Origin of the sequence: Streptococcus jiangnanensis (genome assembly GCF_040888325.1) — a bacterium.
Lineage (GTDB): Bacteria > Bacillota > Bacilli > Lactobacillales > Streptococcaceae > Streptococcus > Streptococcus jiangnanensis.
The window spans coordinates 42,571-61,276 of record NZ_JBFNFF010000003.1; the positions used below are offsets into that span (position 1 = coordinate 42,571).

Here is an 18,706-nt window from a genome sequence, read left to right on the forward strand (position 1 = left end):
GAGGGAACTATGAAAATTGTAATTGCACCCGATTCTTTTAAAGAGAGTTTGACGGCAGAAGAGGTCGCTCAAGCTATAAAAAGGGGCTTCCAAAAATCGATAGCAGATGTAGAATGTCTGCTTTGCCCTGTAGGTGATGGTGGGGAAGGAACTGTAGATGCTATTCGACATTCTCTTGAACTAGAAGAAAAATGGTTCCAAGTGACAGGACCTTTTGGCCTAAAAGAATCAATGCGCTATTTTCAAAAAGGCCAAATAGCGCTCTTTGAAGTTGCTGACTTGGTTGGTTTAGGAAAGATTCCGCAGGAGAAACGAAACCCTCTTCACATCCAAACCAGAGGTATCGGAGAGTTGATTCGCCATCTCGTTGATCAAGGGATGAAAGAAATCTATATCGGTGTAGGTGGTACGGCAAGTAATGACGGTGGGATAGGCATTGCCGCTGCTTTGGGTTATCGTTTTTATGATAAGAATGGAAAGGAATTGCCAGCTTGTGGTCAGACTTTGCTTGAGTTCGAGTCAGTTTCAGACAGCGAGTTATATAGGATTCCTGAAGATGTGAAAATCCGCATTTTAGCAGATGTCGTGAGCCCTCTATGTGATCATCAAGGGGCAACCTATACATTTGGAAAACAAAAGGGCTTGGATCCTGCTTTGTTTGAGATAGTAGATCTGGCTATACAGCGGTTCTATGAAAAACTTTCGCCATCAACCTTATCTCTTAAAGGAGCGGGAGCTGGTGGTGGGATTGCGGCTGGGCTCTGTGCCTTTGCTGAGGCCACTATCGTATCTGGGATTGACACTTGCTTAGATTTGATTGACTTTGACAAGAAAGTTGCAGGGGCCGACTTGGTTATCGTTGGAGAAGGTAGACTGGACAGTCAAAGCTTTGTTGGAAAAGCTCCTATCGGTGTAGCAAAAAGAACCCCTAGCGGAGTTCCTGTTATTGCTATTTGTGGTAGTCTTGCTGACGATTTGCCTCCCCTACCATTCGAAAATATACAAGCAGCCTTTTCCATTTTAGAGAAAAGTGAAACTTTGGAAGAGAGTCTGAAAAACGCAAGTCTCTATTTGGAGCACACAGCTACTAATATTGGTCGTTTATTAAATATGAGAAATCATTAACCAAACCATTTTTTCCAGATGGATTTTTTAGGTGGCTCTGCCTTTTTCTCTTCCCAGAGGCTTGAGAATGCAAGTCTAAGGTCCTTTTCGTCTACTTGAACAGGTTCGTTTGTATGAATGACAAGACCAAAAGGAGAAGTGATATGATCGTCTGAAACAATAGTCGCCTGACAGTTACTTTCTTTTGCTTGTTTTAAGTAAAAGACCTGTTTGTCAAACTCGATATTTGGTGAGATTTTCACAAAAAGTTCCTCTACCTTTTCTTGAAAACCCTCTAAAATAGAGAAAAATCCATGTTCTAATTCAGAACTATTGGCAGTACTGATATCCGCGTAGCCAAGAACTCTTTCCTCGAAAGTGCCGAGATAGCGGCGCTGTTCGTCAGGGTTTATTTTCGGCCCACCATGAGCTTTTTCTAGTAGTTGTTTTGATAAATCTGTCATAGTTTGATTTTACCATAATTCAAGTTGAATTCCAAAATAAAATATCCTTCAAAATATGAAAGAGATAAGATGATCTAGTTATTTTTCTTTACGTAATCTACAATGTCTGCAACCTTTTTATCAAGATCAGAAAATACAGTGAAATTTTTAGAAATCAAGTATTTATTAAGTTCTTCTTTGCTTGAACCTGTTTCAGAACTCCCATCTGCGTTATTAATTAAATATGAACCATTTGCATAGAGGATGACATTGTCATCAGAAGGAAGTTGAATGGTATAAGAGCCACCACTATCTTTTGAGACAAAACTACCGTCAGTACCATGGTACTGATAGGTCTTGTCGTTGTCAAGATAAATAATTGATGAACCGTCTTCTTGTAAAAATGTAAAATCTTTACCGTTTGTCCCAATTACACTACCATCAGTATAAGTAATAGTTGAAGTACCATCACTGTTCTTCTCTACAACCTTACTATTATTATTAGCACAGGCAGTAAGTAAAATAACTGATATAAATAAAGCAATTAATAAGAATTTCTTCTTCATTATTAGTCTCCTTAATATTTTTCTTATAGTATAGTATCAAATTTAACTCAATTTTTAAAGTGAATAAAGTATTTGATATGGAATTGTAAAATACTAACACTTGTGACATATATTTTAAATTACTTGTAAAATTAAAGGTAGAACTTGTTTAATCGACATAAATGAATTATTATTTTGATTAATATTAATAAAGGTTATAACGATTTCATATTCAAACAAGTTGATAATTTTAAGTGGATAAACAGGAAATTGTGAAAGCGATTACTTTATAAAGTTAAGGAAAATTTGCACAAAGATAACGTTTTTTCTTGAAAAACGCTTATTTTTAAGGTATCATAGAGGTGTAAAAAATTTAACTCAAAGGAGAGTAAAAAATGTCAATTATTACTGATGTTTACGCTCGCGAAGTCCTAGACTCACGCGGTAACCCAACACTTGAAGTAGAAGTTTATACTGAATCAGGTGCTTTCGGACGTGGTATGGTTCCATCAGGAGCTTCTACTGGTGAACACGAAGCAGTTGAACTTCGCGACGGTGACAAATCTCGTTACGGTGGTCTTGGTACACAAAAAGCTGTTGACAACGTAAACAACATCATCGCTGAAGCAATCATCGGCTACGATGTACGTGACCAACAAGCTATTGACCGTGCTATGATCGCACTTGACGGTACTCCTAACAAAGGTAAATTGGGTGCAAACGCAATTCTTGGTGTGTCTATCGCTGTAGCTCGTGCTGCTGCTGACTACCTTGAAATCCCACTTTACAGCTACCTTGGTGGATTCAACACTAAAGTTCTTCCAACTCCAATGATGAACATCATCAACGGTGGTTCTCACTCTGACGCTCCAATTGCTTTCCAAGAATTCATGATCGTACCTGCTGGTGCACCATCATTCAAAGAAGCTCTTCGTTGGGGTGCTGAAATCTTCCACGCTCTTAAGAAAATCCTTAAATCACGTGGTTTGGAAACTGCCGTAGGTGACGAAGGTGGATTCGCTCCTCGTTTCGAAGGAACTGAAGACGGTGTTGAAACTATCCTTGCTGCGATCGAAGCTGCTGGATATGTTCCTGGTAAAGACGTATTTATCGGATTTGACTGTGCATCATCAGAATTCTACGATAAAGAACGTAAAGTTTACGACTACACTAAATTCGAAGGTGAAGGCGCTGCTGTACGTACTGCTGCAGAACAAATCGACTACCTTGAAGAATTGGTAAACAAATACCCAATCATCACTATCGAAGATGGTATGGATGAAAACGACTGGGACGGTTGGAAAGCTCTTACTGAACGTCTTGGTGGTAAAGTTCAATTGGTTGGTGACGACTTCTTCGTAACAAACACTTCTTACCTTGAAAAAGGTATTGCAGAAGGTGCTGCTAACTCAATCCTTATCAAAGTTAACCAAATCGGTACTCTTACTGAAACATTCGACGCTATCGAAATGGCGAAAGAAGCTGGTTACACTGCAGTTGTATCACACCGTTCAGGTGAAACTGAAGATTCAACAATCGCTGACATCGCAGTTGCAACAAACGCAGGACAAATCAAGACTGGTTCACTTTCACGTACAGACCGTATCGCTAAATACAACCAATTGCTTCGTATCGAAGACCAACTTGGTGAAGTAGCTGAATACCGTGGATTGAAATCATTCTACAACCTTAAAAAATAATCTAGTTCAGTGAACAAGGTTTGAAGCCCCTCGGATTTTTTCCGAAGGGCTTTTTTCTGTTCAGGGGGCAAAAAGGGGGCAGTGTTTATGGTATAATAGACAAAAACACTTGTATTAGGAAGAAATTATGTCTAAAGAGATTGATATTGAGTATTACCACCAACTAGCACTGCAAAAGCAGAAGGAGCACCGCAAAGTGTTAGCTAATCTAAAGAAAAAACCTCCTAAAAACTTAGATAAGATTGCGCAGCAGATTCACCAAGAAGTCTTTGCTGAGATTGATTGTACTGCCTGTGCTAACTGTTGCAAGACTTTGGGGCCCGACTTTAAAGAAGCAGATATCACCCGTATCGCTAAGTACTTTAAGATGAAATTACCGGCTTTTGAAGCGGAATTCCTTCAGGTGGATGAAGATGGGGATAAAGTTTTCAAATCCATGCCTTGCCCCTTTCTAGGAGGAGACAATCTCTGCTCCATCTATGATGTTCGTCCCAAGGCCTGTCGTGAATTCCCCCATACAGATCGGAAAAAGATCCATCAAATCAACCATTTGACGATTAAGAATACCTTGACCTGCCCAGCAGCCTATCTCTTTGTTGAGAAATTAAAAGATAAGTTATAGAATTTACCCCTTTAAATCTTTTACAAAGATTCTAGGGTGGAAGTATCTTGTATTTGTTAGAATATAGATAGAATTGAACACGGACTAAAAGCTATGCGAAAAAGAAAAAATTACCTAGAACCAGCATTAATTTTCCTATTTTCACTTTGCTTTTAATGACCTTTGTATCTTATGGAGGTAAGAAAAGAAGAATATGATGCATCAATTCAATCAAACTATGGATTATTTGGAGCAGCAACTGACTGGAGAAGTGGATATGAAAAGATTTCAGCAGCTATCGGGCTATTCTTACCCGCTCTTTAGCAGGTTATTTTCTATCCTGGCAGATATGACATTAGCAGAATACTTGCGCAATCGCAGGTTGTCAGAAGCTGTGACAGACTTGCGGGAAGACTCTGAGAAAGTCATCGATATAGCACTGAAATATGGCTACGACTCTGCGGATGCTTTTAGTGCGGCCTTTAAGAAATTCCATGGTGCAACTCCCTCAGAAGTTCGAAATGGAAAACCTTATCGGGTCTTTCCTAGACTTCAATTATCCTTAAAGATTACAGGAGGAAAGAACATGGATATCAAGATTCAAAAGAAGCCTGCATTTACCGTTGCAGGTGTCCTATTGGAAGCTATTGACAATAGCAAATGCCCATCTGCTTGGGAGCAACTCTATGCAACTCACAGTTTTGAAAGCCTAGAAGGTTTGGGTAGCGGCCAATCCTTTGGCGTCTGCTCGGATGTCAAAGAAGGTGAAATTATCGACTATATGGCCGCTTACGATGTGACGGATAAAGTAAAAGCAGAAGAATTGGGTTTGTCAATCAAAGACATCCCAGCAGCTGAATATGCTATCGTACCAGTCAAGGGGGCTATACCAGCTAGTATCCACCATACTTGGAAATACGTCTTAGAAGTCTTTTTCCCGGAAACTGGTTATCGCCATTCAGGAGCCCCAGACTTTGAAGTTTATTTCAAAGGAGATATGTCGTCCTCAGACTACCAAATGGAACTCTGGATACCAGTCATCAGGGACTAAATCATTTTCTGACTTTTTATAAAGATGCAAATCGAACTCTGTAGAAAGAATCTCTACAGAGTTTTTAATTGTTGACATTCATGTCTGTAAACAAACAGACCATATTTTTTGTTTGGATTTTATGGGGTATGAGAATAGTTTTCTCGGTATAATAGTCCCATAGAAGATAAGGAGGCAGGGATATGCAGATGTATTTTGGAGATGTGTCACTTTGCTATAGCTATTCATTGGCTATGGCACTGGATGCCTATGGTTATGACTTTAAAGCAGAGTTTTTAGAGGCAATTATGGTGATGGGAAATGGCGCTAGTATTGTAAAGGAAGATGAACGACACCCTCTAATATTCTTTGACAATGGAATGCCAGATCTTTCTATCTCTCATTCTTTAAAAATACTTGGATTTGACTATGAGGACTTCTATCTAAAGGATGGAGCGGAAGTAGATTTGGAAGAGATTAGAAGAAAGTTGGAAACCTTTCTGTCCAATGGACCTGTCGTACTGGGACCTCTTGATATGGGCCATCTGACCTACAATCCCAATCACACAATCCTTTATGGTGTGGATCACTTTGTAACCGTGTATGCTCTTGATGGTCAGTATCTCTATTTGCATGATCCAGCTGGTTTTGCCTGTATGAAGGTTGCTTTTAATGATATCTTAGAAGCCTGGAAGGCAGAGGCTATTGACTATAAGCGCGGAGCATACTCTATGTGGGGAAATTTTAAGAAGATCAAGAGTCCTAGTCAGACTGAAATCTATCAGGAAACAGCAAAGATTATAAAGTCCCGATATCTGAATGGTCAAAACGGTGTTTTGAAATGCTATGCAAAAGCAGTTGCTGAAAACGGCTTAAATACCGAGCAAAAACAATTGCATCAGTATTTCAGCTTTAAACTTGCAGCTGTTCGAAATCTCTATCTCAGTAAATTCTTAAAAGCGTATGATCCGGAAGGGGCAAGATTAAAAGAGGAATTGGCATCTCTATTTGGTCAAGCTCATCTTTCATGTTTAAAAGAAGATTACCAAGAACTATCCCACTTGCTCTATCAGATAGCAGAAGTGGATGGTCGCTTTAGAGATTTATATGTAAACTAGTGACTATAAGAATAAAAAAATAGTTAGTAAAAGCAGTTGTTCGTAAAATGAAGAACTGCTTTTTGATTATGGTATAATGAAGTAAGAAAATAGCTTATTCTAGTTGAAAATGAAGGGAGAACTCCTATGCCTAGACCGAGAACGAAAGAGGAGCTAGTGTTAGCCTCTAAGGAAAACTATGAAAAACTTAATCTCTTAATTTCTCAGCTAAGTGAAGAGGAGCTACAGACTCCTTTTGATTTTTCAAAAGACCAAAAGAAAAAAGAAGCTCACTGGAATAGAGATAAAAATCTACGGGATGTCCTGGTCCATCTCTATGAATGGCATCAGCTGCTTTTGACCTGGGTACATTCCAATCAAAAGGGTCATGAAAGACCTTTTCTCCCCGAACCTTATAATTGGAAAACTTACGGGGAAATGAATGTCGCTTTTTGGAAGAAGCACCAGAGAACTTCCTTAGAAGAAGCCATTAAACTTCTCGATCAATCACATAGAGAGGTTTTAGAGTTGATGGAAGGCTTCAGTAATGACGAATTGTTCACAAAAGGTATCTATAAATGGACAGGTGGGACAAGTCTAGGCTCCTACTTTGTGAGTGCCACTTCCAGTCACTATGACTGGGCTCTGAAAAAACTCAAAGCTCATCAGAAAAATTGTAAGTCCTACTAGTTAAAGTGAGTATGAAGTTTAGAAAAGGTTCTTCTAAGCTTCGAATAGCTTCATTCTCGTGATTTTAGAGCTATTCTAGCTTTAGAATCCTTCTAAAATTAAAATTTAGGGTTATCATAAACTTAGAATAGCTCTAAAACATTTATTTTATAGTAAATCTAAGTTTAGAATTACAATTATATTAAAGGAATTGGACTGTTCGACGCATAGAATGCCTTTATTCTGTGAAATTTTGATTATAAACTGATTCGAATGGCTTTTTTCTGAAATAGGATGATAGATAAATGGGGGAGATGATGAAGATACAAAAAGAGAGAGTTAGAAAAGAGTTGGTGTCCCTCTGTTTGGGAGAGTTCACAGCCGTCCTATCTATTTGGTTTTGTTTTTTCCTTTTGAAAAATCGGCTTGGTGATGTGAATAGTCTAGTAACCATTCTCTATCCTCTGTCTTTACTGACATTTATTTTGCTTCAAGGTTCAATCTATTGGGCGATTTTGATTAGAAGACTCTCGAAACCTCAGTTCGGAAGTGGAAATGTCCCTAAACTATATGGTGTTCTCAGAATACTAGACCTTGTTTTACTTATTTCAGGCTTTCCTTTTATTGTCTGGTACTCACAGAGTGTTCGAGTGGCTATTATAGCCACACTAATACAGCTTTTTGCCCTTATCGAATGGGTTAATTATTTCCTCCTACGTTTATCCTATAGTCTGAACCCACTTGTTTTATGGAAACGAATTACTAAGGGAAAACTTGAAAAAAGCAGAATAGCCAAGGAGTTGGGGTAGGGGGAATGAATGGAGGAAATATCTTGGATAATACAATTCTACGGACTGAGTGGTTCGATGAAACAGAAAAATTTTGTGAAATAAGACTGGATTGTGAGACAAAATATCTAACAATTTATCAAGTATGCTACATTTTTGAAGAGAAGATGAGCAAGGTATATATTGCTATAGATGAATATATAAAAAATCCTCATCAAATGAAAGAGATTATTTTTGGAGACGATAGTGAGGGGGGAAGTGGGTATTTTAGTTTCTTACTAACTCCTATCAATTTAAAAGAAGAATTAAAAGTTGAAGTAAACATGGAAATTGCTGATAATGAAAACAGCTTACATCGTTGCAAATTCTTTAAAATACTCGATTGGAAAATTTAAAGTATTTCAGAAACAATTTACCTAGAATATTTTCGAAAAACTCTAATAAGGAAATTAAATTGCATCCATATTTTTAGTAGAATTGAAAAATTTAATAAGGTTTTAAAGATAAATATTAAAGAAATTATTTTAAAAGAGACATCATATGAAATAGTTTAATTCAAATTTTGGAGATTATAAATGAGAACTATTGTTTTACAAATACATTATAAAAATATCGAACTGACTCAAGAGTGTCGACTTACTCTCATTGATAGCAAAATAGGAGTCCAATCATATGGAACTAGGTAAATTTAATTTTAAAAATAGAGGTCAGTCGCTAGCAGAATTGGGTGTTGCAAGTTATGCATATACATATCAAGATATGTTGGCCTATATAGACTGGATAGAGTTGAAAAAGTTTATGATTTTTGGTGGCGATGTCTATGTAGAGGGAGATGGGGGACTTGAGTTGACCTATGATAGCTGGTATTACTCTCCTAAAAATAATGATAGCGACTTACTCCAGTCAATTTCTGTAGCAAAAGATTATATCAACCAGTATGTAGATAGCAATGGAAAACATTTATATTTTACAGTAGTTACTTCAGAATAGATGGAATTGATAGTATAATAGCAATTAGAGGTCATAAATATGAGTAAAACAGGAATGGGATTAGGTGCTTCAATAGTGTCTAATAATATTTTAAGAAATAAGGCGAATATAAAATGGATATTCCGAGAGGATTCCGTTGATGAACTAGATAATGGATGGCGTTTTTTTTCCAAAATAGATACTGAAGAGTATCTATCACATTCAGAAAATATGTCAGTATGTGACTGGAGTACAATTGTTGAAATAGAACCTGCGGTATTATCAATTTTTAACATGCCTATTGGAACAGAACTCATACTTATTTACGAAGGTGAGAAGAAGTATTTCTTAGATTCAAATACTGGCGAAAAAATTTTTTAATAGAATTGGTATAGATTTAAAGATATTGAAAAATTAATATAAATCTCTCATTGAAAACCTAGTTTATTATGACACTTTATAATAATTAAAATTTTACTTAAGAATCTGATATATTTTAAATACCCTATCCATCTTTAATAGAACCATAGATAAAACTCTCGAGGATGAATTTCTTAGAGAGTTTTATGTTTAGATATTTTCATTTATGCTATAATGTTCTTAATGGATTTTCAGAAAGGAAACTCAATGTCCTACAAATTTCTACTCTTCGACCTTGACCACACTCTTCTTGATTTTGATGCTGCTGAGGATGTGGCTTTGACGCAACTTCTAAAGGAAGAAGGAGTTGCAGATATTCAAGCCTACAAAGATTATTACGTACCCATGAACAAGGCTCTCTGGAAGGACTTGGAGCAAAAGAAAATCAGTAAACAAGAACTGGTTAACACGCGCTTTTCTCGTTTATTTGCCCATTTTGAACAGGAAAAAGACGGTAGGTTACTTGCCCAGCGTTACCAATTTTACTTAGCCAAACAGGGACAAACACTTTCGGGTGCTCATGAACTCTTGGACAGCCTCATCGAACGTGATTATGACTTGTATGCTGCGACAAATGGCATTACTGCCATTCAGACGGGTCGTCTGGCTCAATCAGGTCTGGCTCCCTATTTCAACCAAGTCTTTATCTCTGAACAGTTGCAAACGCAAAAACCTGATGCACTATTCTATGAAAAAATCGGTCAGCAGATTGCAGGATTTGATAAAGAAAAGACGCTGATGATTGGAGATTCCTTAACCGCCGACATTCAAGGTGGAAATAATGCTGGCATAGATACCATCTGGTACAACCCACATCACCTCGAAAATCACACACAAGCCCAACCAACTTATGAAGTTCATTCTTACCAAGACTTGCTGGATTGTTTAGATGCTTTGTAGTGATTTCCCTAAGAGGTGTTGATATGGAAATTAAAGTCATTGAAGAGATTGATAACTTACTAAATCTCATCGAGCAGTATCAGTTAAAAGGTGTGGTTGCCCAAGTAAATTCTTTAAAAGAGTTAAAGTATATCATAAGCAATCATATAGAGTTAAGTACTCGAGAGAAGATGAATATCCACTGTTCACTCTTTCTCCCTAGGGGTGGTTTATCTGAACTCTACTATATGGACGCTAATCTTGAACGGATGATGTCTGTAAATAATCAACTTTCCTATGCTATTGATACAATCGAAAAGTTTTTAATGGCTGATTGATACTGTGAATACTAATGTCAAATAATAGGGTCAATAACAGTATATATAAGAACTGTAAAAAGTGGTTTAGATAGCCACTTTTTGCTATAATAGAGGCAGTAAAAATAAAGGAATGGTAAACGATGTCAAGACCAGAACTTTCTCTTTATGAACCATTGTATACACTAAAGGAAGTTGATCAAAATATCTGGATAGCAGATGGTGACTTGATACAAATGGACTTGAAGGTCTTCAAACTTCCTTTTCAGACACGTATGACAGTGATAAAGTTAAACGATGGAAAACTCTGGATTCATTCTCCTATTGCGCCAAATGAGGAGCTCTTTACTGAACTGGACGCTTTGGGCAAAGTCGCTTACCTAATTTCACCCAATAAGATTCACTACGCCTATATTGCAGATTGGAAAAAAAGATATCCTTATGCACAAGCATGGTCTAGTCCAGGAGTTGAAGAGAGAGCAAAAAGTCAGAATGTCATGGTGGAATTTGATGCTCCTTTAACTGATAAGGCACCTGACTTATGGTCTGATGAGATTGATCAACTTATTTTTAAGGGAAGTTCTGTCATCGAAGAGGTCGTGTTTTTTCATAAATCGACTAAAACACTCATTGTAACGGACCTTATAGAGAATTTTGAACCAGAAAAGATAGCTAGTCCAATCCGAAGAAAAATTTATCGTTTAGCCCGTGTAACAGCCCCTGATGGGCAAACTCCTATCGATTATAGGATGACTTTTTTTAGAAGACAAATAGAGGCAAAGGTTTCCTTTTCCCGTATGTTAAACTGGAAACCGGACAAGATCATTCTTGCACATGGTTTATGCTTTTTTAAAAATGGTACGGATGAATTAAGACGTGCTTTTAGATGGATACGATAAAGGAGAGAAAGATGCAACACTCATCATGGCATGCTTTGATTAAGGAGCAATTACCTGAAGGTTATTTTGGGAAAATCAATCAATTTATGGAACAGATCTATGCTCAGGGAACTGTTTATCCACCTAAGGAAAAAGTTTTTCAGGCTCTCTTGACTACACCGCTTGAGGAAGTGAAGGTGGTGATTCTAGGGCAAGACCCCTATCACGGACCAGGTCAAGCGCAGGGTTTGAGTTTTTCTGTACCCGATGCTATTCCAGCGCCACCGTCCTTGCAAAATATCTTGAAAGAATTGTCAGATGATATCGGCGTTAAGAAATCACATGATTTGACGTCTTGGGCTGAGCAAGGAGTCTTGCTTCTCAATGCTTGCTTGACGGTTCCTGCTGGGCAGGCCAATGGTCATGCTGGGCAGATATGGGAGCCATTTACAGATGCTGTGATTCGGGTTGTAAATAATCTAGACAGACCTGTAGTCTTTGTACTCTGGGGTGCTTATGCACGCAAGAAGAAGGCCTTGGTTACCAATCCTCACCACTTGATTATCGAATCAGCCCATCCTAGTCCTTTATCGGTTTATAGAGGATTTTGGGGTTCCAAGCCTTTTTCCAAGGCCAATGCATTCTTAACAGAGACAGGACAAGAGCCAATCGATTGGCTTAGATAAGGAGAGAATATGCCTCAGTTAGCGACGATTTGCTACATTGATAACGGAAAAGAACTGCTCATGCTTCATCGTAATAAGAAACCCAATGATGTCCATGCTGGTAAATGGATTGGTGTGGGTGGTAAGCTAGAGCGAGGAGAGACTCCTCAGGAATGCGCGGCGCGTGAAATCCTCGAAGAAACAGGCCTCAAAGCCAAGCCAGTTCTAAAAGGTGTTATCACTTTTCCAGAATTCACACCAGATTTAGACTGGTACACCTATGTTTTTAAGGTGACGGAGTTTGAGGGTGACTTGATTGACTGCAACGAGGGAACTTTAGAATGGGTTCCCTATGATGAAGTTTTGAGCAAGCCAACTTGGGAGGGTGATCACACTTTTGTTGAGTGGCTTTTAGAAGATAAACCCTTCTTTTCAGCCAAGTTTGTTTATGATGGGGATAAATTATTGGATACCCAAGTTGATTTCTATGAATAAAGGAGAAAGCAAATGCTACTAATCAAAAATGGTCGTGTAATGGATCCCAAGTCTGGTTTGGATCAAGTGTGTGATGTTTTAGTGCAAGATGGGAAAATTGTCAAAATAGATGCCGAAATCAAGGAAGAAGGAGCAGAGCTAATTGATGCTACTGGTCTTGTAGTTGCGCCTGGACTAGTGGATATTCATGTTCATTTCCGTGAACCTGGTCAAACCCACAAGGAGGACATCCATACTGGGGCACTAGCGGCTGCTGCAGGTGGTTTTACAACGGTTGTCATGATGGCTAATACTAGTCCAACCATTTCGGACGTAGAGACTTTGAAAGAAGTTCTCCAGTCTGCTGCCAAGGAAAAGATTAACGTCAAGACAGTTGCGACTATTACCAAGAACTTTAATGGCCAAGACTTGACAGACTTTAAGGCTCTTTTAGAAGCTGGAGCCGTTGGTTTTTCAGATGATGGAATTCCGCTTGAAAGTAGTAAAGTGGTTAAGGAAGCAATGGTAGAAGCCAAAAAACTCAATACCTTTATCTGCCTTCATGAGGAAGATCCAGGTTTGAATGGAATTCTTGGCTTTAACGAAAACATCGCTAAAGAACATTTCCATATCTGTGGAGCGACAGGAGTGGCTGAGTACGCTATGATTGCGCGCGATGTTATGATTGCCTATGCAACCAAGGCCCATGTTCACATTCAGCATTTGTCTAAGGAAGAAAGTGTCAAGGTGGTGGAGTTTGCTCAAGGACTAGGTGCGCAGGTCACAGCAGAAGTAGCGCCACAGCATTTCTCTAAGACAGAAGCTCTTCTTTTAACTCAAGGAAGCAATGCCAAAATGAATCCTCCACTTCGTTTGGAGTCAGACCGTCGTGCCGTTATCGAAGGTCTCAAGTCAGGTGTTATCACAGTTATCGCAACGGACCACGCGCCTCACCATGCAGATGAGAAAAATGTTGAAGATATCACCAAAGCACCATCTGGTATGACAGGTTTGGAAACCTCTCTTTCTCTTGGTTTGACTTATTTGGTGGAAGCTGGTGAGTTGAGCTTGATGGAATTGCTAGAAAAAATGACTGTCAATCCAGCCAAGCTTTACAACTTTGAAGCAGGTTACTTGGCTGAGAATGGTCCAGCGGATATCACTATCTTTGACGCTAAGGCTGACCGCCTTGTGGACTCCCATTTTGCGTCAAAAGCAGCTAATTCCCCATTTATCGGTGAAACTTTAAAAGGGCAGGTTAAATATACCATCTGCAAGGGACAAATTGTCTACCAAAACTAGATGGGATTCTGCTCTAGAAACTATAAGAATAGAGAGCGTATATGTATCCAACCCATCAATTTAAAGACAAGTTTGTCTTATTTCTTAAGATATTTTTCCCTATTCTGATCTATCAATTTGCCAATTATTCTGCCTCATTTGTTGATACAACCATGACTGGGCAGTACAATACCATGGACTTGGCAGGAGTATCAACCGCAACGAGTCTATGGAATCCTTTCTTTACTTTTTTAACAGGGATTGTTTCAGCCATGGTTCCCATCATAGGCCATCATCTGGGACGGGGCAAAAAGGAAGAAGTAGCATCTGACTTTTACCAATTTATCTACTTGGCTTTCGGACTGTCTTTGGTCTTGCTTGGCATGGTAGTATTCTTAGCGCCGCCTGTCTTAACCAACATCGGACTAGAAGCTCAAGTGGCGGCAGTTGCAGTTTCCTATCTTTGGTACCTGTCTATTGGAATTATTCCCTTGTTGCTGTTCAGTGTCATTCGCTCTTTGTTGGATTCTCTTGGATTGACCAAGCTATCTATGTACCTCATGCTCCTATTACTTCCGCTCAATAGTGGTTTTAACTATCTCTTGATATATGGAGCTTTCGGTTTCCCTGAGCTTGGTGGCGCAGGAGCAGGACTAGGAACTTCACTAGCCTATTGGGTTTTATTGGGGATTTCTATTCTTGTTTTATTCAAACAAGAAAGGTTAAAAGCGTTACATCTTGAAAAACGCATTCCACTAAATATAGATAAAATCAAGGAAGGTGTTCGATTAGGTCTACCAATCGGGGGAACCGTCTTTGCTGAAGTAGCTATCTTTTCTGTGGTTGGCTTGATCATGGCTAAGTTTTCATCGCTCATCATCGCCAGTCACCAGTCAGCTATGAATTTTTCGAGTCTCATGTATGCTTTTCCTATGAGTATTTCCTCTGCTATGGCTATTGTTGTGTCTTACGAGGTGGGGGCTAAACGTTTTGAGGATGCAAAAACCTATGCTCGTCTGGGAAGAGTAACCGCCCTTATTTTTGCAGGTCTTACCCTATCTTTTCTCTACATTTTTAGAGATCGTGTAGCAAGTCTATATGGAAATGACCCTCACTTCATTGAAACCACGGCTGTTTTCCTGACATACAGTCTCTTTTTCCAGCTAGCTGATACCTTTGCGGCTCCGCTCCAAGGAATTTTAAGAGGGTATAAGGACACTATCGTTCCTTTCTATCTTGGTCTAATCGGATATTGGGGAGTAGCGATACCTCTAGGATATCTACTAGATCAATCAACTGACTTAGGGGCATTTGCCTACTGGATTGGGTTAATTGCCAGCTTGATTGTTTCTGGTTGTTTGTATCAATGGCGTTTGAAAACCGTAATGAAAAGATTGAGCTAATTTTAAGAAATTATCCTGAAAAACAACTTTGTGAAAAAATGCTCTAACTAGAGAGAATCCCTGTTTTAACAGGGGTTTATTTTTTTATATTGTGAAATTTTATTAGCCATATACTTTGACAGTGTATACTAAAAAGGGTAAAATAGTAAGGTAAGTACAAAGTTAGAAAGGCAAGATTATGTCAACTTTAGATAAGAATCTTTTGCTAGAGATGTTCCGTAAGATGGAAGAAATCCGTCGCATGGACTTAAAAATCGCTCAGTTAGTGAAAAAGGGGAAAGTTCCCGGTATGACTCACTTTTCTGTCGGAGAGGAAGCTGCTAACGTCGGAGCGATGCTGGCTCTTAATCCAGATGATCTGATTACCTCAAATCACCGTGGACATGGGCAAGCTATTGCTAAGGGGATTGACCTTAACGGAATGATGGCTGAAATCCTTGGAAAATACACTGGAACCTGTAAAGGAAAAGGTGGTTCTATGCACATCGCCGACTTAGATGCGGGTAACCTTGGTGCCAATGGTATCGTAGGTGGTGGTATGGGAATCGCTGTTGGCGCAGCCCTCAGTCAGCAAATGCAAAACACTGGAAAAATCGTCGTCTGCTTCTTTGGAGATGGCGCGACCAACGAAGGTGTTTTCCACGAAGCAGTGAACATGGCTTCTATTTGGAAACTTCCTGTTATTTTCTACTGCATTAACAACGGTTATGGGATTTCTGCGGATATCAAGAAAATGACCAATGTGGAGCATATCCATCAACGTAGTGCGGCATATGGAATTCCTGGAATGTTTATAGAAGATGGCAACAATGTCATCGATGTTTATGAAGGATTTAAGAAAGCCGTAGACCATGTTCGTGGCGGCAATGGCCCAGTTTTGATCGAAAGTATCACTTATCGCTGGCTTGGTCACTCATCATCTGACCCTGGTAAATATCGTACCCGTGAAGAAGTGGAATTGTGGAAACAAAAAGACCCAATTGAAAACCTCCGCAATTACCTTATTGAAAATAACATTGCTAGCGCTGAAGAATTGGAAAAAATTCAAGCACAAGTCAAGGAAGCAGTAGAAGCTTCTGTTAAATTTGCAGAAGAAAGCCCATTCCCACCGCTTGAATCAGCCTTTGAAGATATTTACGCAGACTAAGGAGAAAGAGATAAAATGGAAACAACAACAATGTCTTTCCGTGACACCATTATCCTTGCTATGTCTGAGGAAATGCGTCGCGATGAAAATGTATTCTTGATGGGAGAAGACGTCGGTATCTTCGGAGGAGACTTCGGAACTTCTGTTGGAATGCTCGAAGAATTTGGTCCAGAACGTGTCCGTGACTGTCCGATTTCTGAAGCTGCCATCTCGGGGGCAGCAGCAGGAGCAGCCATGACAGGACTTCGTCCAATTGTCGATATGACCTTCATGGACTTCTCTGTTATTGCCATGGACAATATCGTCAACCAAGCTGCTAAAACACGTTATATGTTTGGTGGTAAAGGTCAGGTTCCAATGACTGTCCGATGTGCAGCTGGTAACGGAGTTGGTTCTGCGGCTCAGCACTCGCAATCACTAGAGTCTTGGTTTACTCACATTCCTGGACTTAAGGTTGTAGCTCCAGGTACACCTGCGGATATGAAAGGGCTGCTCAAGTCTTCTATCCGTGATAACAACCCAGTTATCATTCTTGAATACAAGTCAGAATTTAATCAAAAAGGGGAAGTGCCAGTTGATCCAGAATACACAATCCCACTTGGAGTTGGCGAAATCAAACGCGAAGGAACAGATGTAACAGTCGTTACTTATGGTAAAATGCTTCGCCGTGTGGTTCAAGCTGCTGAAGAATTAGCAGAAGAGGGAATTTCAGTTGAAATTGTGGACCCACGTACCCTCGTTCCACTTGATAAGGATATCATCATTAACTCAGTGAAGAAGACTGGTAAGGTCGTTCTGGTCAACGACGCCCACAAAACAAGTGGCTATATCGGAGAGATTTCAGCTATTATTTCAGAATCAGAAGCATTTGATTATCTAGATGCGCCAATCCGCCGTTGCGCCGGAGAAGATGTGCCAATGCCTTACGCGCAAAACCTTGAAAATGCAATGATTCCAACAGTTGAAAGCATCAAAGATGCCATCCGTAAGACATATAACAAAGAATAATACATAATATAAGTTATGTAAATAAAATAAAAAAGACGAGAAACTTTGTATCTTTTAGGTGCAGAACTCTTTTCGTCCTTGATATTATAGATTAGAGCACGGGCTAAAAGCTCGGAAAAAAGATAAATCTCCTTGACTTCATCGAAGTCTGCGTTGATTTCCTATTTTTCGGTCGCTTTTAAACGCCCTTTGCATCATAAATAGAATTGGAGAGGTCATGGCTGATGACAAGCTAAGAGCGACTCCTGCGGCTAGAAAGTTAGCGGATGATCTAGGGATCAACCTCTACGACGTTTCTGGCTCAGGTGCAAACGGTCGTGTCCACAAAGAAGACGTGGAAACTTATAAAGACACAAATGTGGTTCGCATTTCGCCACTTGCAAAACGAATTGCCCTTGAACATAACATTGCTTGGCAGGAAATCCAAGGAACAGGTCACCGTGGTAAAATCATGAAGAAGGACGTTTTGGCCTTACTTCCTGAAAATATCGAAAACGACACCATCAAGTCTCCTGCTCAAATCGAGAAAGTGGAAGAAGTTCCAGACAATATCACTCCTTATGGTGAGATTGAGCGTATTCCAATGACACCAATGCGTAAGGTTATCGCGCAACGTATGGTTGAATCTTACCTAACTGCGCCAACTTTCACACTCAACTATGAAGTTGATATGACTGAAATGCTGGCCCTTCGTAAGAAGGTTCTTGAGCCAATTATGGAAGCGACTGGTAAGAAGACTACTGTAACAGACCTTCTTTCACTCGCTGTTGTGAAAACATTGATGAAACACCCATACATCAACGCTTCATTGACAGAAGACGGCAAGACCATTATCACTCATAACTATGTCAACCTTGCGATGGCGGTTGGTATGGATAATGGATTGATGACACCTGTTGTCTATAATGCTGAAAAAATGAGCTTGTCAGAGTTGGTCGTAGCCTTTAAGGATGTGATTGGTCGTACCTTGGACGGTAAATTGGCTCCAAGCGAACTGCAAAATTCAACCTTCACAATCAGTAACTTGGGAATGTTTGGCGTTCAGTCCTTCGGTCCGATTATTAACCAACCAAACTCAGCTATCCTCGGGGTTAGCTCAACAGTTGAGAAACCTGTAGTTGTCAATGGTGAGATTGTTATTCGTCCTATCATGAGCCTGGGGTTAACTATTGACCACCGTGTCGTAGATGGTATGGCTGGTGCTAAGTTTATGAAAGACTTGAAAGCCTTAATTGAGAACCCAATCTCAATGTTGGTTTAAAAATACAGTATTTATTTTTAGAGATAT

22 protein-coding genes are annotated in these 18,706 nt (G+C 39.4%); 20 read left to right on the forward strand and 2 right to left on the reverse strand.

Going from position 1 to position 18,706, the window contains the following annotated elements; all coding sequences use genetic code 11:
• The first annotated feature begins 9 nt into the window (after positions 1 to 9).
• Complete coding sequence (locus AB2B49_RS04665) at positions 10 to 1,125, forward strand: glycerate kinase (RefSeq protein WP_049505832.1); 1,116 nt, start codon at positions 10 to 12, stop codon at positions 1,123 to 1,125.
• Here the strand turns inward: AB2B49_RS04665 and AB2B49_RS04670 are convergent.
• Both AB2B49_RS04670 and AB2B49_RS04675 read right to left on the reverse strand, forming a co-directional pair.
• Positions 1,122 to 1,568 (reverse strand): DUF1694 domain-containing protein, encoded by a 447-nt coding sequence (locus AB2B49_RS04670; protein ID WP_000131082.1) that lies wholly within the window; start codon positions 1,566 to 1,568, stop codon positions 1,122 to 1,124. The two genes, AB2B49_RS04665 and AB2B49_RS04670, sit on opposite strands and share 4 nt — an antisense overlap.
• Before the next feature lie 74 nt (positions 1,569 to 1,642).
• Positions 1,643 to 2,113: a hypothetical protein gene (locus tag AB2B49_RS04675; RefSeq protein WP_033629736.1), complete on the reverse strand. Its 471-nt coding sequence runs from the start codon at positions 2,111 to 2,113 to the stop codon at positions 1,643 to 1,645.
• Positions 2,114 to 2,487: 374 nt separating this feature from the next.
• Between AB2B49_RS04675 and eno the strand changes: the two genes are divergently transcribed.
• The 19 genes from eno to AB2B49_RS04770 all read left to right on the forward strand — a co-directional run bounded on the left by eno (position 2,488) and on the right by AB2B49_RS04770 (position 18,679).
• The gene (eno, locus tag AB2B49_RS04680; RefSeq protein ID WP_000022821.1) at positions 2,488 to 3,792 is read left to right on the forward strand and encodes a surface-displayed alpha-enolase; all 1,305 of its coding nucleotides are present in this window, start codon (positions 2,488 to 2,490) and stop codon (positions 3,790 to 3,792) included.
• A 127-nt stretch (positions 3,793 to 3,919) separates the two neighbouring features.
• Entirely contained in the window at positions 3,920 to 4,414 is a 495-nt protein-coding gene (locus AB2B49_RS04685; protein WP_000031476.1) for a YkgJ family cysteine cluster protein, read from the forward strand.
• A gap of 193 nt (positions 4,415 to 4,607) precedes the next feature.
• Positions 4,608 to 5,444: an AraC family transcriptional regulator gene (locus AB2B49_RS04690; RefSeq protein ID WP_049505830.1), complete on the forward strand. Its 837-nt coding sequence runs from the start codon at positions 4,608 to 4,610 to the stop codon at positions 5,442 to 5,444.
• 182 nt (positions 5,445 to 5,626) lie between these two features.
• A complete protein-coding gene (locus AB2B49_RS04695; RefSeq protein WP_049505829.1) occupies positions 5,627 to 6,541 on the forward strand; it encodes a peptidase in 915 nt (304 codons plus the stop codon).
• Positions 6,542 to 6,667: 126 nt separating this feature from the next.
• Positions 6,668 to 7,210, forward strand: coding sequence for a ClbS/DfsB family four-helix bundle protein (locus AB2B49_RS04700; RefSeq protein ID WP_049505828.1), 543 nt, complete (start codon positions 6,668 to 6,670; stop codon positions 7,208 to 7,210).
• Between the two features lie 284 nt (positions 7,211 to 7,494).
• A complete protein-coding gene (locus tag AB2B49_RS04705; protein ID WP_049505827.1) occupies positions 7,495 to 7,998 on the forward strand; it encodes a hypothetical protein in 504 nt (167 codons plus the stop codon).
• 23 nt (positions 7,999 to 8,021) lie between these two features.
• Positions 8,022 to 8,372: a hypothetical protein gene (locus AB2B49_RS04710; RefSeq protein ID WP_231110151.1), complete on the forward strand. Its 351-nt coding sequence runs from the start codon at positions 8,022 to 8,024 to the stop codon at positions 8,370 to 8,372.
• A gap of 277 nt (positions 8,373 to 8,649) precedes the next feature.
• Positions 8,650 to 8,967 (forward strand): Imm40 family immunity protein, encoded by a 318-nt coding sequence (gene imm40, locus AB2B49_RS04715; protein ID WP_049505825.1) that lies wholly within the window; start codon positions 8,650 to 8,652, stop codon positions 8,965 to 8,967.
• A 39-nt stretch (positions 8,968 to 9,006) separates the two neighbouring features.
• Entirely contained in the window at positions 9,007 to 9,327 is a 321-nt protein-coding gene (locus AB2B49_RS04720) for an immunity protein Imm33 domain-containing protein (protein WP_231110150.1), read from the forward strand.
• Positions 9,328 to 9,573: 246 nt separating this feature from the next.
• Positions 9,574 to 10,266 carry a pyrimidine 5'-nucleotidase PynA gene (pynA, locus tag AB2B49_RS04725; RefSeq protein ID WP_049505824.1) on the forward strand — a complete coding sequence of 231 codons (693 nt, stop codon included), beginning with the start codon at positions 9,574 to 9,576 and terminating at the stop codon, positions 10,264 to 10,266.
• A 23-nt stretch (positions 10,267 to 10,289) separates the two neighbouring features.
• Positions 10,290 to 10,583 carry a hypothetical protein gene (locus AB2B49_RS04730; protein WP_049505823.1) on the forward strand — a complete coding sequence of 98 codons (294 nt, stop codon included), beginning with the start codon at positions 10,290 to 10,292 and terminating at the stop codon, positions 10,581 to 10,583.
• A gap of 122 nt (positions 10,584 to 10,705) precedes the next feature.
• A complete protein-coding gene (locus AB2B49_RS04735; RefSeq protein ID WP_044020767.1) occupies positions 10,706 to 11,461 on the forward strand; it encodes a DUF4336 domain-containing protein in 756 nt (251 codons plus the stop codon).
• An 11-nt stretch (positions 11,462 to 11,472) separates the two neighbouring features.
• Entirely contained in the window at positions 11,473 to 12,126 is a 654-nt protein-coding gene (locus AB2B49_RS04740; protein ID WP_049505822.1) for a uracil-DNA glycosylase, read from the forward strand.
• A 9-nt stretch (positions 12,127 to 12,135) separates the two neighbouring features.
• Positions 12,136 to 12,600, forward strand: a complete 465-nt coding sequence (locus AB2B49_RS04745) for an NUDIX hydrolase (RefSeq protein WP_001135756.1) — start codon at positions 12,136 to 12,138, stop codon at positions 12,598 to 12,600.
• A 12-nt stretch (positions 12,601 to 12,612) separates the two neighbouring features.
• On the forward strand, positions 12,613 to 13,881 hold the full coding sequence (locus AB2B49_RS04750) for a dihydroorotase (protein ID WP_049505821.1): 1,269 nt from the start codon (positions 12,613 to 12,615) through the stop codon (positions 13,879 to 13,881).
• Positions 13,882 to 13,922: 41 nt separating this feature from the next.
• Positions 13,923 to 15,263, forward strand: coding sequence for an MATE family efflux transporter (locus tag AB2B49_RS04755; protein ID WP_049505820.1), 1,341 nt, complete (start codon positions 13,923 to 13,925; stop codon positions 15,261 to 15,263).
• 178 nt (positions 15,264 to 15,441) lie between these two features.
• On the forward strand, positions 15,442 to 16,410 hold the full coding sequence (locus tag AB2B49_RS04760; RefSeq protein WP_049505819.1) for a thiamine pyrophosphate-dependent dehydrogenase E1 component subunit alpha: 969 nt from the start codon (positions 15,442 to 15,444) through the stop codon (positions 16,408 to 16,410).
• Positions 16,411 to 16,425: 15 nt separating this feature from the next.
• A complete protein-coding gene (locus tag AB2B49_RS04765) occupies positions 16,426 to 17,418 on the forward strand; it encodes an alpha-ketoacid dehydrogenase subunit beta (protein WP_320691957.1) in 993 nt (330 codons plus the stop codon).
• Between the two features lie 217 nt (positions 17,419 to 17,635).
• Entirely contained in the window at positions 17,636 to 18,679 is a 1,044-nt protein-coding gene (locus AB2B49_RS04770; protein ID WP_049505817.1) for a dihydrolipoamide acetyltransferase, read from the forward strand.
• Positions 18,680 to 18,706: the final 27 nt, after the last annotated feature.

What these genes read in the sequence shown, in the direction of transcription:
- AB2B49_RS04665 (WP_049505832.1), top strand. Translation starts at nt 10, where the DNA reads ATGAAAATTGTAATTGCACCCGATTCTTTTAAAGAGAGTTTGACGGCA.
- AB2B49_RS04670 (WP_000131082.1), bottom strand. Translation starts at nt 1,568, where the DNA reads ATGACAGATTTATCAAAACAACTACTAGAAAAAGCTCATGGTGGGCCG.
- AB2B49_RS04675 (WP_033629736.1), bottom strand. Translation starts at nt 2,113, where the DNA reads ATGAAGAAGAAATTCTTATTAATTGCTTTATTTATATCAGTTATTTTA.
- eno (WP_000022821.1), top strand. Translation starts at nt 2,488, where the DNA reads ATGTCAATTATTACTGATGTTTACGCTCGCGAAGTCCTAGACTCACGC.
- AB2B49_RS04685 (WP_000031476.1), top strand. Translation starts at nt 3,920, where the DNA reads ATGTCTAAAGAGATTGATATTGAGTATTACCACCAACTAGCACTGCAA.
- AB2B49_RS04690 (WP_049505830.1), top strand. Translation starts at nt 4,608, where the DNA reads ATGATGCATCAATTCAATCAAACTATGGATTATTTGGAGCAGCAACTG.
- AB2B49_RS04695 (WP_049505829.1), top strand. Translation starts at nt 5,627, where the DNA reads ATGCAGATGTATTTTGGAGATGTGTCACTTTGCTATAGCTATTCATTG.
- AB2B49_RS04700 (WP_049505828.1), top strand. Translation starts at nt 6,668, where the DNA reads ATGCCTAGACCGAGAACGAAAGAGGAGCTAGTGTTAGCCTCTAAGGAA.
- AB2B49_RS04705 (WP_049505827.1), top strand. Translation starts at nt 7,495, where the DNA reads ATGGGGGAGATGATGAAGATACAAAAAGAGAGAGTTAGAAAAGAGTTG.
- imm40 (WP_049505825.1), top strand. Translation starts at nt 8,650, where the DNA reads ATGGAACTAGGTAAATTTAATTTTAAAAATAGAGGTCAGTCGCTAGCA.
- AB2B49_RS04720 (WP_231110150.1), top strand. Translation starts at nt 9,007, where the DNA reads ATGAGTAAAACAGGAATGGGATTAGGTGCTTCAATAGTGTCTAATAAT.
- pynA (WP_049505824.1), top strand. Translation starts at nt 9,574, where the DNA reads ATGTCCTACAAATTTCTACTCTTCGACCTTGACCACACTCTTCTTGAT.
- AB2B49_RS04730 (WP_049505823.1), top strand. Translation starts at nt 10,290, where the DNA reads ATGGAAATTAAAGTCATTGAAGAGATTGATAACTTACTAAATCTCATC.
- AB2B49_RS04735 (WP_044020767.1), top strand. Translation starts at nt 10,706, where the DNA reads ATGTCAAGACCAGAACTTTCTCTTTATGAACCATTGTATACACTAAAG.
- AB2B49_RS04740 (WP_049505822.1), top strand. Translation starts at nt 11,473, where the DNA reads ATGCAACACTCATCATGGCATGCTTTGATTAAGGAGCAATTACCTGAA.
- AB2B49_RS04745 (WP_001135756.1), top strand. Translation starts at nt 12,136, where the DNA reads ATGCCTCAGTTAGCGACGATTTGCTACATTGATAACGGAAAAGAACTG.
- AB2B49_RS04750 (WP_049505821.1), top strand. Translation starts at nt 12,613, where the DNA reads ATGCTACTAATCAAAAATGGTCGTGTAATGGATCCCAAGTCTGGTTTG.
- AB2B49_RS04755 (WP_049505820.1), top strand. Translation starts at nt 13,923, where the DNA reads ATGTATCCAACCCATCAATTTAAAGACAAGTTTGTCTTATTTCTTAAG.
- AB2B49_RS04760 (WP_049505819.1), top strand. Translation starts at nt 15,442, where the DNA reads ATGTCAACTTTAGATAAGAATCTTTTGCTAGAGATGTTCCGTAAGATG.
- AB2B49_RS04765 (WP_320691957.1), top strand. Translation starts at nt 16,426, where the DNA reads ATGGAAACAACAACAATGTCTTTCCGTGACACCATTATCCTTGCTATG.
- AB2B49_RS04770 (WP_049505817.1), top strand. Translation starts at nt 17,636, where the DNA reads ATGGCTGATGACAAGCTAAGAGCGACTCCTGCGGCTAGAAAGTTAGCG.